The sequence below is a fragment of the Desulfosporosinus shakirovi genome (assembly GCF_020595055.1).
Classification (GTDB): domain Bacteria; phylum Bacillota; class Desulfitobacteriia; order Desulfitobacteriales; family Desulfitobacteriaceae; genus Desulfosporosinus; species Desulfosporosinus shakirovi.
The window spans coordinates 41,953-53,909 of the sequence record NZ_JAJDOO010000007.1; the positions used below are offsets into that span (position 1 = coordinate 41,953).

Annotated in this window: 11 protein-coding genes; 1 reads left to right on the top strand and 10 read right to left on the bottom strand. The window is 38.8% G+C overall.

Going from position 1 to position 11,957, the window contains the following annotated elements; all coding sequences use genetic code 11:
- Window positions 1-2 precede the first annotated feature (2 nt).
- The 9 genes from LJE72_RS08000 to pdxR all read right to left on the bottom strand — a co-directional run bounded on the left by LJE72_RS08000 (window position 3) and on the right by pdxR (window position 10,011).
- Window positions 3-1,025 (bottom strand): protein-glutamate methylesterase/protein-glutamine glutaminase, encoded by a 1,023-nt coding sequence (locus LJE72_RS08000; protein ID WP_229247091.1) that lies wholly within the window; start codon window positions 1,023-1,025, stop codon window positions 3-5.
- Between the two features lie 2 nt (window positions 1,026-1,027).
- Complete coding sequence (locus LJE72_RS08005) at window positions 1,028-1,846, bottom strand: CheR family methyltransferase (RefSeq protein WP_229247092.1); 819 nt, start codon at window positions 1,844-1,846, stop codon at window positions 1,028-1,030.
- Between the two features lie 147 nt (window positions 1,847-1,993).
- Window positions 1,994-3,718 carry a methyl-accepting chemotaxis protein gene (locus LJE72_RS08010; protein ID WP_229247093.1) on the bottom strand — a complete coding sequence of 575 codons (1,725 nt, stop codon included), beginning with the start codon at window positions 3,716-3,718 and terminating at the stop codon, window positions 1,994-1,996.
- A gap of 21 nt (window positions 3,719-3,739) precedes the next feature.
- Window positions 3,740-4,231, bottom strand: coding sequence for a chemotaxis protein CheW (locus LJE72_RS08015; protein WP_229247094.1), 492 nt, complete (start codon window positions 4,229-4,231; stop codon window positions 3,740-3,742).
- Between the two features lie 90 nt (window positions 4,232-4,321).
- Window positions 4,322-6,418: a chemotaxis protein CheA gene (locus tag LJE72_RS08020; RefSeq protein ID WP_229247095.1), complete on the bottom strand. Its 2,097-nt coding sequence runs from the start codon at window positions 6,416-6,418 to the stop codon at window positions 4,322-4,324.
- Between the two features lie 33 nt (window positions 6,419-6,451).
- The gene (locus LJE72_RS08025) at window positions 6,452-6,814 is read right to left on the bottom strand and encodes a response regulator (protein ID WP_229247096.1); all 363 of its coding nucleotides are present in this window, start codon (window positions 6,812-6,814) and stop codon (window positions 6,452-6,454) included.
- A 37-nt stretch (window positions 6,815-6,851) separates the two neighbouring features.
- Window positions 6,852-7,439, bottom strand: coding sequence for a TetR/AcrR family transcriptional regulator (locus LJE72_RS08030; RefSeq protein ID WP_229247097.1), 588 nt, complete (start codon window positions 7,437-7,439; stop codon window positions 6,852-6,854).
- A gap of 292 nt (window positions 7,440-7,731) precedes the next feature.
- Window positions 7,732-8,325 carry a DUF4352 domain-containing protein gene (locus LJE72_RS08035; RefSeq protein ID WP_229247098.1) on the bottom strand — a complete coding sequence of 198 codons (594 nt, stop codon included), beginning with the start codon at window positions 8,323-8,325 and terminating at the stop codon, window positions 7,732-7,734.
- A 291-nt stretch (window positions 8,326-8,616) separates the two neighbouring features.
- Window positions 8,617-10,011: a MocR-like pyridoxine biosynthesis transcription factor PdxR gene (gene pdxR / locus LJE72_RS08040; RefSeq protein WP_229247099.1), complete on the bottom strand. Its 1,395-nt coding sequence runs from the start codon at window positions 10,009-10,011 to the stop codon at window positions 8,617-8,619.
- A gap of 108 nt (window positions 10,012-10,119) precedes the next feature.
- Between pdxR and LJE72_RS08045 the strand changes: the two genes are divergently transcribed.
- On the top strand, window positions 10,120-11,004 hold the full coding sequence (locus LJE72_RS08045) for a pyridoxamine kinase (RefSeq protein ID WP_229247100.1): 885 nt from the start codon (window positions 10,120-10,122) through the stop codon (window positions 11,002-11,004).
- 121 nt (window positions 11,005-11,125) lie between these two features.
- Here LJE72_RS08045 and LJE72_RS26500 read toward each other — a convergent pair whose 3' ends face one another.
- Window positions 11,126-11,935, bottom strand: coding sequence for a methyl-accepting chemotaxis protein (locus LJE72_RS26500; protein ID WP_229247101.1), 810 nt, complete (start codon window positions 11,933-11,935; stop codon window positions 11,126-11,128).
- Between the last annotated feature and the right edge of the window lie 22 nt (window positions 11,936-11,957).

An 11,957-nucleotide genomic window follows, 5' to 3' on the forward strand; every position in this document is an offset into this window, starting at 1 on the left:
TATTAATCTCTATTTCTTAAGATTGACACAAGGGCTTGGGCTATAGTTTCAAGAGAGACCTGCTTTTCCACTGCCCCGATTTCAAAGGCAACTTTCGGCATACCATAAACTACCGATGTTTCTTCATTCTGTCCAAGAGTTCTTGCGCCCCTTCTTCTCATACTGAGCAACCCTTTTGAACCGTCATACCCCATACCCGTTAGAATAACGCCGATCGCACCCTTACCAACTTCCTTTGCCACAGACTCAAAGAGAACATCGATCGAAGGGCTGTGTCCATTCACTTTCTCACCCTCGAAACACTCTGCTCTGTATCGATTTCCGAACTTCTTTAGCCGCATATGCTGTCCGCCGGGGGCAATCAGTACACTTCCTTGATCTGCATAATCACCCGTCTCAGCTTCCTTGACTCGCATTTGTGTGGAGTTATTAAGCCTGTCTGCAAACATTCTGGAGAATACCGGAGGTATATGTTGGGCAATGACGATACCGGGCATTTGAGACGGCAAATCTTTTAAAATCCTGAAAACTGCCTCTGTTCCTCCTGTTGATGCACCAATGGCTATGAGACTCCCTTCCATTGAAGCGCCTTCCTCTACCACATTCGTTTTGCTCTGTGTGGACAACCTGGAAACTTTTGCGTTTGCCGCTACTTTTATTTTCTGAATTAATTCATGAATAAACCCATGAACATCTTGAACTGATTGAACATTAGGCTTAGTCACAAAATCTACAGCTCCTGCTTTCATGGCCTCGAAGACAGCCATGCTAACCGAGCTGACGACAACAACAGGCAGCGGGTATTGGGGTAAAAGTCTCTTTATAAATTCAATCCCGTTCATTTTCGGCATTTCAATATCACAGGTCATAACATCAGGTGAATATTCTAGAATCTTATCCCTGGCATCGAAAGGATCAACTGCTTTAGCTACCACCTCAATGTAAGGATCAGTAGAAATTCCTCTTGCTAATACTTCTCGAAAAACCAAAGAATCATCGACAACTAACACTTTTATTTTTTTCATATTCAAGGTTCCTTTCGGTAGACAGCTGGCATGATGTACTTATACTCTGTCTCATTCCGATCGAGAGACTCTGAATGCCCAATAAACAAGTATCCACCAGGCTCTGTCGAATCGTAGAACTTCTTTACTAACTTCATCTTAGTCTCCTTGTCAAAATAGATCATGACATTCCTGCAAAAAATTATATGAAACTTCTTTTTGAAAGGAAAAACGACGTCCATGAGATTGAATTTCCTATATATTACTTCATTCCTAATCTTATTAACTAGGACATATTTGTCATTATTCAGTTTCTCAAAATAGTTTAGTTTCCAAGACTGCGGCAGTGTGGCAATTCCCTCGTTATCGTAAATCCCGTTAAGGGCAATATCTAAAACTTTACTGGAAATATCTGTGGCTAGAATCTTTGCATCCCACCATTTTTTATCCACACCAAGAAACTCGTCAATGATCATTGCTAAGGTATAGGGTTCTTCACCACTAGAACATCCTGCACTCCATATGCGCAAGTCTCTCTCCTTTGACCTGCTAATGAGATTAGGGAGTACTTTTTCCTTGAAAAAGAAAAAATGATCGACCTCACGCATGAAAAAGGTATGATTAGTTGTTATTTTGTCAACCAGCGTTACAATCGCATCTCCAGTTCTATCAGTTACAACATAATGAAAGTAATCATTAAAATTTTGGAAGTTTTTTTCTATCAATACATTACTAAGCCTGCCCATTAAAAGAGTTTGTTTTTCTTTCTTCAAAAAGATACCATAATTTAGTTTAATATACTCAGCTAGTTGTTTAAACTCTTGGTCTGTGATTGAAAACATAGCATTATTACACCTCCTTCTTAATCAGATTTCGCTGTATTAGTTTCAGGAGAGCCCTTAAGGCTCTCCTGAAACTATATTTGCAACAAGGTCTACCACCTCTGTCACAAACCTGTACTTTTTTTGAAATATAAACTTTAGTTGTAGTTAGTACTTTCCAAATTCGTTATTGCTTAGAGAAATCTGAGATGAACTGTTTGTTGCCCCAGCTCCGGAATATCCTTGTTTATCGTAATTATTGTTGAACTTTTTCTTTCGGGACATATCTTCCAGCATTTGCAATACCTCTGGGTTGAGGTCATCAAATCCGCTAGAGGAGGACCCATTGATTTTCCTCAGCTTAAACTTATTTACTTGATCTCTTAATAATTCTGCTTGACTTGAAAGTTCCTCGCTTGCAGCAGCGCTTTCTTCCGAAGTAGCTGAATTGGTTTGAACCACGCTTGAAACCTGCATGATACCTTGATTGATTTGATTAATTCCCAAAGCTTGTTCATTGGATGCCGTCGCGATGTCTGCCACCAGGTTAGTTGCTTTACTAACCCCTTCAACAATTTTGTTAAGTGCTTGTGCAGTTTCATTAGCGATTTTAGTTCCGCCTTCCACCTTCTTCATAGAACCTTCAATCATGGCAGTTGTTTCTTTCGCAGCATTCGCAGAACGTGCAGCAAGATTTCTTACTTCCTCAGCAACCACGGCGAAACCTTTACCATGTTGACCCGCCCTGGCGGCTTCGACGGCAGCATTGAGAGCTAAAATGTTGGTCTGAAAAGCGATTTCGTCAATTACCTTAATAATCTTGAAGATGTTTCCAGAAGCTTCATTGATCTCCTCCATAGCTTGAAGCATCTCTTTCATCTGCTGATTACCTTGAATGGCATTTTGTCTTGCTGCCTCGGCGAGCTCATTCGCTTGACTGGCATTTTGGGCGTTTAGCGTGGTTTGTGTGGATATTTCCTCGATGGAAGCTGTCAGTTCTTCGATAGAACTGGCCTGTTCTGTTGCACCCTGAGAGAGAGCCATACTAGAAGCAGATACCTGTCTAGACCCGGATGCTACTTGTTCGGATGCGGTATTGAAGCTTGTCATCACCTCATTAAGATTAGTCGACATACGCTCAAAGGCTGTTGACAGAGTACCAATTTCATCCTTTGTGTTAGTCCGAATGCTTACATCTAAGTCTCCATCCGCAATCTTCTCTGCAACACTGACTAGTTGAATAATTGGTCTGCTTATGATTCGCGAAATAAACACTCCGAGAATGATAGCAATGATGACCGCAATAACAACAACTGCCGTCATTACTTGAATAGTACTATTGGCTGTCACGCCATATTCTGTAGTTTTATCCAAGCCGCCATCAATTTTTAATTGAAATAGTGTAGCAATCGCCTCAGCTACTTTAACAGTTGGATCAGTACCTTCTCCGTAAAACAGAGCGACAGCTTGCTCTGTCTGATTGGCCTCGACTAATTGAAAGACCTTATCTCTGTTTTGTTTATATTTGGATAAATTATCTGACAAAACTTTATAGACCTCAAGTCCCTGTTCTGTCTGCATGTTTTTTTCCATCTTTATTAATCCGGCATCAATAATAGTGTCTTTTTCTTTCAACGTGTTGAGGCTTTTTGAATAATCTGCGTTATGAAAAAGCACATCTCTAATGAGACTCCGTTCTTCTTGAAAGGCTAAACCGACCTCTCCGACGTCAGCTGTAGCTATGCCATATACATTAAAAAGGTTGCCGAAATTGGCTGTAGTATTCTTCAAGCTTATTATGCCAACAACACCAACAACCCCCGCTAAGATAGCGATTAGAACAAAAGAACTAATTATTTTCGAACCAATTTTCATATTATAAAACCACTTCATGAACCCTTTCCTCCCTATCACTTAAATATTTTCTAGATTCTCAGTTTCCAAATCGGTCAGGAGTTTACCAGAATCCAAAAGAAGTTTTACCTCATTCCCTACCTTACCTATACCTCTGATATATTTATTTCTTTCTTTGTTCAGACTTGGCGGAGATACGATTTCCTCATCCGAAATTGAGATCACCTCAGAAACACTGTCAACGATAAGACCTATCGGGGTTTCTCTAATATCAATGACTACAATGCATGTCCGATCGTTATATTCTCTGAAAGGCTTTCTAAACCTCAACCTTACATCCATCAAAGGAATAATCTTTCCCCGCAAATTAATGATTCCTTTGATATACTCAGGCATTTCCGGAATTTCCGTGATAGGCTGAAGGCCAATTATTTCTGTTACGTATTTAATCTCAATACCATAAAATTCAGTCCCTAAACAAAATGTGAGGAATTTACCCTTTTGCGTGTCTTCAACTTGATCTTCACTGTCTACTGCTTCATTCTCTGACATGCAATCTATCCTTTCCGCCTGAAAACTAACTCCATGCTCGTTTATCTTTGCTGTTGCTGCTCAACGCAAAGAGATTAGTTACAAGTAAAATTACCCGGTTTTCTTGACACTGAACAGCCCCGCAATATCAAGAATTAAACTGATACTTCCATCTCCTAATAAAGTACACCCTGCGAGTCCCGTGACCTTCTTGGTGTGTTTAATATAGGCAGGAAGTGATTTAACGACAACTTGCTGCTGACCGATTAACTCATCTGCAAAGATACAAAGAGTTTGATCATCCTGTTCTACCATAATGATGATTCCGTCGGCAAAATTAGTAACAAGCGTATTGACATGATACCTTTCATGTAAGCAGAGTATAGGAAAACACTGCCCTCGGACCATTATCATCTCATTATCATCCGGATCAACAATAATATCAGCGGTTTTTGGCCTAAAGGATTCCTTAATCGCGGTTGTCGGTATGGTATAACGCGAATCCCCCACTTTAATATTCATACCATCGATGATAGCCAAGGTTAGTGGAATTTTAAGAGTAAGGGTGGTTCCCTTTCCGGGAACACTATCCGCCGTAATTGCTCCCCCCACTGCTTCAATATTTTTAACTACAACATCCATTCCAACCCCGCGTCCAGAATACTCTGTAACAGTCTCATTTGTTGAAAATCCCGGCAAAAAAACCAAGTTATAGATTTCATTATCCGTGATTTCGTCCTCAGGAACTTGAAGCAATCCCTTTTCACGTGCTTTGGACATGATTTTAGCTTTATTAAAGCCGCCTCCATCGTCACGTATAATGATTAAGACATCCCCTCCTGCATTTTTTGCTTCTAAGGTAATCGTTCCCCAACGGGGTTTCCCCTTCATTTCTCGATCTGAGGGCATTTCAATCCCGTGATCAATTGAATTGCGAATAAGATGCATTAAGGGATCAGAAATATGTTCAATAATATTTTTATCGACCTCGGTCTCTTGACCAATCAACTCAAGTCTAACATCCTTGTTGAGCTTTTTGCACATATCGCGAACTGTACGGTTCATCTTTTGGAACGTGCCTGTTAAAGGCACCATGCGCACAGACATGACAGTATCCTGTAACTCGCTGGTGATTTTTCTAAGTTGTCTGGCTGCCTTTTCAAAGTTATTAAGTTCCAAGCCCTTAAGATCGGGATTTTGAGTCACCATCGCTTCAGCGATCACCATTTCCCCAACCAGATCCATTAACTGGTCTAACTTGGCTACACTGACACTTATAATACTTTGCTGAGATGCTGAAGAATAGCTTTCTTTTTGATCATTCGTTATACCTTCACGAGACGAAGAAACGGAAATTTTAGCACTGTCGTTTAATAAGATTTTCCTTTCTTCATGGAGATCGTCAAATGGTTCACTATTCTTGACTTGTGTTAGTTGAAGGTCCTTTAAATAGATTGTCTGGCCTAGAGTTCGATGAATTTCTTCCAAAGAACGATCCGTTTTAAAAAAGAGTGTAAATCCCTGTTCCTGAATAACTTCTGCACTATCCTCATGATCTAGATCTGCCGGGATATGGTAGTATTCTTTAACTAGATCCCCAAGATCATTAACCACCCCAAACGCTCTTAGGTTTTCCATTCCACAATCTTCTTCAAAAAAAAGAGAGGCCTGAAATGAGTTACTATAGGATTGAGGTTCTGTTCTTACTTTACTTATATAATATTGCTGCTTCTTGTGGGCAGAATATCCTTTTGAAGTTGCTGTATCTTTCATTTCTTGATCACTAACCGTGTAATTCTGAGCTTTAATGGTGGCATGAAAGACTCGTAAACTCTCAATTAAGGCAGCAGCATCCCCTTCAGCTTCATCTCCATTTCTAATCTTTGCAATTTCCACTTTGATAAAATCAATACCTTCAAGCACTAAATCTGATAATTGAGAGGAGTCAATATTCTTCGGCTTGTCCTCACGCAGAACAAAGAATACATCCTCCATAGAATGGGCTAAGGTTGAAATATTATTGAAAAGCATCATCGCCGAGGAACCTTTAATTGTATGCATTATCCGAAAGATCTCATTGATAGCATCGGAATCGTAGGATTCAAACTTCTCATTGGCAATGATTAATTGCTCCATTTGCTCAATCAGTTGCATTGATTCAAATATAAAGAGCTCCAACATGGGCTCATTGTGATACTGGTCGGTCAATTTAATCACCCCCTTTTGACTTGGAATTATCTGTTATACACCCAACACTTTAGAAATTGTTTTATGTAGTAATTCCTCCTTAAAAGGTTTAACGATAAAGGTTTTGGCTCCACTAATTATTGCTTGTTTCACCATCCCCTCCTGACCCATGGATGAAACCATGATTATCTTAGCCTGAGGATCAAATGCTTTAATTAACTTGAGAGCTTCAATACCTGACATTTCGGGCATAGTAATATCCATGGTCACAACATCAGGACGCAACTCTTTATACATTGAAACTGCAATTAAGCCATTCGCGGCTTCTCCGACAATTTCAACATCTTGATTCTGGAGCATATTTCGAATAGAAACCCGCATGAAAGCCGCATCATCAACAATAAGTAGTTTTTTCATCTAACTTCACTCCTCGTATTAACTGGGATTACTTACCCTATTCTAATGCAAAAGCACCCAACAACATTTTTAGAGCAGATAAAGTATGATCTTTTAACGAAAAATTATAATTATCCATGCGCCATCTCAGTACACTTGCTCTTTCTAAGCCGATAATAAGATCGGCCATACTTTCTGGATCGACATCTTTAGAGAGCACTTCTTTATGTTTAGATTCCGTAATTAAGGATTTGACTGAATTGAATCTTTTGGTAAAAATATTATAAACCACAGCACTGAGCTCTGGTTCACACATTAATCCCTCGCAGGATAGGGTAATTGCAGTTATTTCGGGGTAATTTTCATAATAGGTTACATAAGCTTCTACAAAATAAGTAATTGCTTCGATCGGCGCATAATCTCTAAGCTTTAAGGATTCAATAATTGCCTGATCATATTGGGAAAAATATTCGAGTACCGCCAGAATCAATTCGTTCTTCGATTTATAGTGCTTAAATATGGTTGATTCGGAGATACCCTGCCTCTTCGCCACCTCTCTAGTCGTAAGCCCCTGAAGACCCTTTTCACTAATAACTTCAATCGTCGATAAAATCAAGCTTTCTTTAGTATGTATCAGTTTAGACAACAGCGTCCCCTCCGTCGAGAGTAATCATTTACTCGCCTATTATATATAATCATAATACTTGGTCGACATTTTTCTGTCAATTAGTTTTTAATTCGTTTTAAATATTTTTTTCTATTTAATTTTCACTTATATCCGCTAATTTTTCCGGACTGTTCAATTAAATAGAAAGATACTCTTCTGCTGAACCTTAACATTAACGTTTTGCAGAAAAATCCTCCTGCAACAATAACAAAATCCCCCTCTATTGCATAGTGCATTAGAGGGGAACCTGAGTTGCGAAAAGTTTCTTAGTTCACTGCATCAAGATACGAACCTTTGCAATTGCAGTTTTAGAACTTAAAGGATCAGGAATAACTGTTAAATCAAAAGACTGAGCGCTGTTTAATACCTCATACCCTAGTTCACCTGTCATCCTTCCTCCGGCTTTAATTGTCCCATCTATAGCATTCTTAAAGGCCGGAATAGCTTTTATGCTGGATTTTTGCTTTTCACCATTCAGATCTGTAAGTTTAAACCCGATCATACTTCTAACCTCGATATCATTGCTTCCCTGATTTTCAATCGTAAGATTTATAAAAAGGTACGTATTATCTTTTCTTGCAGACTTATCATAACCACTTCCGTCAGAAGTCCTGATACCGCTAATTCTATATTGAAGGTTTCCTATCTTAAAAGTCTCCCCTAACTCATATGCCTCTTGCTGAGGTATAGGTGCGGTTTGTTGCTTCTGGAATTGTGGCGAATTAGTGTGTGCCTGTGTAGTTAAGGCGCCAGCCCCTAGCAAGAAGATTATCATTGGTACAAGAAGGACTAGCAAACTATATTGAATCTGAGAGCAATACCTAGGTTTTCTTCCCATCTTACGTGATGCTACTAGTTTGCACATGTTCTTCGTCCTCCTTTTGATTTATAGTTTGTCAATAGAAAACTGATTTTAAGTGAATATTAGCACAACTACCTCCTTTTTGTCTATAGATAAAGGATATAGTATTATTAATTATTAATATGGTATTTTCTTGAAAAGACTCTCAATATCCTTAAACTACAGTAATCTAACTTTTATTTAACGACTTTCATCTATTATTTATATATATTATAATAATCACAATATATTATGATAACAAATTCTTATATGCCTTCAACCTAAAATTGGTTCTCACGCAAGTCGTGAGAACCCTCAATCACTACAATTCCAAGCATCGTATAATAACATTACTCCTTCTGATATTTCTATTTTACTTAATGCACCATAACCTAATAAGAATGTATTCACATATTTCTCTAACATTTCGCCAATAAAATAGTCAGAGATAGGATAGACCTTGACACCCTTTTCGGCTGCAGCCTTACGCATATTGTTTTCACTTTTTCTTATTGCTGATTTTATTAACAAATGACTCCCTGCACTCTCACCAATAATCTTAATATCATCACCAAAAATTGATAATTCTCTAATTAAGTGTCCCCTCTTATCTTTATATAGCTTGCGCATCTTATTAAGATGCTTTTCGTAATTGCCTTCAGCTATAAACTTCGCAACGATCCTTTGTTCAAGAATCGATACATCCGAGCCGAATTCACTGTATATCCCAGTGTAGTTTTTGATCAATGTCAACGGTAATACCATATAGCTTATCCTAATGGATGGGGCAATTGAGGTTGAAAATGTGCCAACATATATAACTTTACCATTCTGGTCGATACTCTGTAGGGATGGTAAGGGCTTTCTAATATATCTGAATTCACTGTCATAGTCATCTTCAATTATAAATCGCCCATCCGCTTCATTTGCAAAATTAAGCAGCTCAACCCTTCTGCCTATAGGCATGCTGATTCCAAGAGGAAACTGATGGGACGGAGTCACATAAACCGCCACATTAGTAAGATTCTTAAGAGGTTCAATCTCTATTCCCCTGTCATCAATAGGTATAGGTAAGATTGTATGTCCCATATGTTCAAACGTTTTATATGCCTTTCGATAAACAGGGTTTTCCAGGGCTATAGAAGTATTATTGTTTAAGACAAGGCTCAATGTACGCAATGAACTCTCGGTTCCTGCTCCAATAATTATTTGTCTTTCATCACAGTTTACACCTCTTGAGCTGTGTAAAAAAGCAACTAATTCTCGCCTTAAATTCACATCTCCCTGCGCCATAGTTCTCTTTAAAATGCTATGGTCAAATTCGTTAAAACAACTTTTAAAAATATTCCTCCATGTTTTATAGGGAAATGCATGGTGGTCAATATCACTGGGAGAAAAATCAATTTTGAGATTGGACATACTAATTTTTAGAGTGTTTTCTTGATGAGTAACGTTTATTCTGTGATATACGTCAATATCGCAAACAAAGTATCCCTTCTTTGGGACAGCTATAATATAGCCCTCGTCTATTAGCTGGCTGTATGCTGTATCAATCGTGTTAATGCTGACGCAAAGATGCTCGGAAAGTTTTCTCTTTGAGGGAATTCTATCATGAGGCTTATAATTCTTACTTTGAATTTCAGCTTTTAGCCACTCATAAATTTGCCTATATAATGGTGCTTTATTCGTACATAATGGCAAAGTAATCAAAGGTGCCCTCCAAACTGTTACTATACATATATTGAAAACTGATACTTTTAGAGGTAACAGATATATTCTATAATCAATCTATTAATTGTCAAGGAGGATTATTAGTTTATGAACAAACAAAAGAGGGTAGCTGCAATTCATGATATCTCTTGTGTGGGCAGATGTTCACTTACGGTTGCCCTGCCCATTCTTTCAGCAGCAGGGTTTGACACAAGTGTATTGCCTACAGCGATTCTATCTACTCATACTGGCGGTTTTGAAGGTTTTACATATAGAGATTTAACGGAAGATATAAAACCTATCTCAGATCATTGGCAATCACTTAATTTACAGTTTGATGCTTTATACAGCGGGTTTTTAGGTTCTTTTGAACAGATTGACTTAGTAGCAGACCTATTTGACACTTTTAGAAGTAACGATACCTTAGTAATGGTCGACCCTGTGATGGCAGATAACGGAGTTTTGTACTCCATTTATTCCCCAGAAATGGCTAAGGGCATGACCAAACTGTGTTCAAAGGCAGATATTATCGTCCCAAATTTGACCGAAGCTGCTTTCCTTTTAGATGAGGATTATATTGGGGAAAATTATTCACAAGAATATATTGAAACGACCTTAGAAAAACTATCTTCATTGGGATCAAAAATGGTTGTACTATCGGGTGTTTCGTTTGAAAGAGACAAATTAGGAGCAGCCGCCTTTAATAGCGAAACAGGTAAGATTAGTTATGCCTTCAATGATAAGATTGACGGTTACTTTCATGGCACAGGAGATGTATTTGGGAGCGCCTTATTATCTGCGCTTTTAAATAATTTTCCTCTTGAAGAAGCAACACAAATAGCCGTAGATTATACTCATATGTGCATAAGTTTGACTCAAAAAGCAGAACTGGAAAAAAGATATGGCGTCTGCTTTGAAAAAGCAATTCCCTATCTAATCAAGAAATTAGGGTTATATACTGATCAAGTTACAATCAAATGGGAAAACTTTTAGAAGAACAGCCGGTGATGAGGCTAACATTTACTCAATTTAGTTTCGAATACACATACAGCGGGGGTATCCAAGATTCTGGATACCCCCGCTGTATGTGTATTCGAGGCCTGTGTGAGACTGTTTAATTCTGACCCATTTTTAGGAGTTGCTTGGCCAAATCTTCTATCCTTACCAAACTATTGGCAATTTCCGTCACTTCATTTGCATGACTTTCGGTTACCTCCGTCAGTTGCTTAATAGCCTCAATTAAAAGCCCCACGGATGATTGAACCTCCTGGACATTTCTTTCAATTGCTTGAGTAGATGAGTCTGTATCTGTGGCAAGCTTCCTAACTTCTTCTGAAACAATGCTAAACCCTCGTCCATGCTCCCCTGCCCGAGAAGATTCAATCGCCGCATTTATCCCTAGGATTTTACTTTGTTTGGAAATTTTCTTGATTTCCTGTGTTAATTCGTTGGTTCTGCGCATCTCCTTGTTTACCTGTTCTGTCTCTGCGTCCATACTTCTGAGTGTTGCCGCCAGTTCTTCAGTCGCAGCTGACAAATTGTGAGCTGATGAAGAAATTGTGACCGCAGACTCAAGGATTTCCTGACCGGTTATTAGAAGATTGTCATAATGCTCAAGGGAACAAGCAATGGCAAGGCAGCCAGCGACCTTTGACCCTTCAAAGATCGGTTGAGCGATACCGACAAAAGGTACTCCAAAAATTTCTTTCGACACCCGTCGTACAACGCGTTGTCCACTCGTAAGCGCCTCCAAAACATTTGAGCCTGGCGTAGGTGCATTTCCAAGCTTGGCTCTAGTATCAATTGTTTTTCCCGGGTAATAAGCAACGATTTTCTCAGTATCGAAAAGTGTAACGGCAGCGTCAACATTAAAAAATTGCTGAACTTCCTCAGCTATAATCTGGTAAGCCTCGAATCTTTTCACTTAATTTCCTCCAAGTTAAGAT

Excerpts from the sequence above, each read along its gene's own strand:
- LJE72_RS08000 (WP_229247091.1), bottom strand. The coding sequence starts at position 1,025 with ATGAAAAAAATAAAAGTGTTAGTTGTCGATGATTCTTTGGTTTTTCGA.
- LJE72_RS08005 (WP_229247092.1), bottom strand. The coding sequence starts at position 1,846 with ATGTTTTCAATCACAGACCAAGAGTTTAAACAACTAGCTGAGTATATT.
- LJE72_RS08010 (WP_229247093.1), bottom strand. The coding sequence starts at position 3,718 with ATGAAGTGGTTTTATAATATGAAAATTGGTTCGAAAATAATTAGTTCT.
- LJE72_RS08015 (WP_229247094.1), bottom strand. The coding sequence starts at position 4,231 with ATGTCAGAGAATGAAGCAGTAGACAGTGAAGATCAAGTTGAAGACACG.
- LJE72_RS08025 (WP_229247096.1), bottom strand. The coding sequence starts at position 6,814 with ATGAAAAAACTACTTATTGTTGATGATGCGGCTTTCATGCGGGTTTCT.
- LJE72_RS08035 (WP_229247098.1), bottom strand. The coding sequence starts at position 8,325 with ATGTGCAAACTAGTAGCATCACGTAAGATGGGAAGAAAACCTAGGTAT.
- LJE72_RS08045 (WP_229247100.1), top strand. The coding sequence starts at position 10,120 with ATGAACAAACAAAAGAGGGTAGCTGCAATTCATGATATCTCTTGTGTG.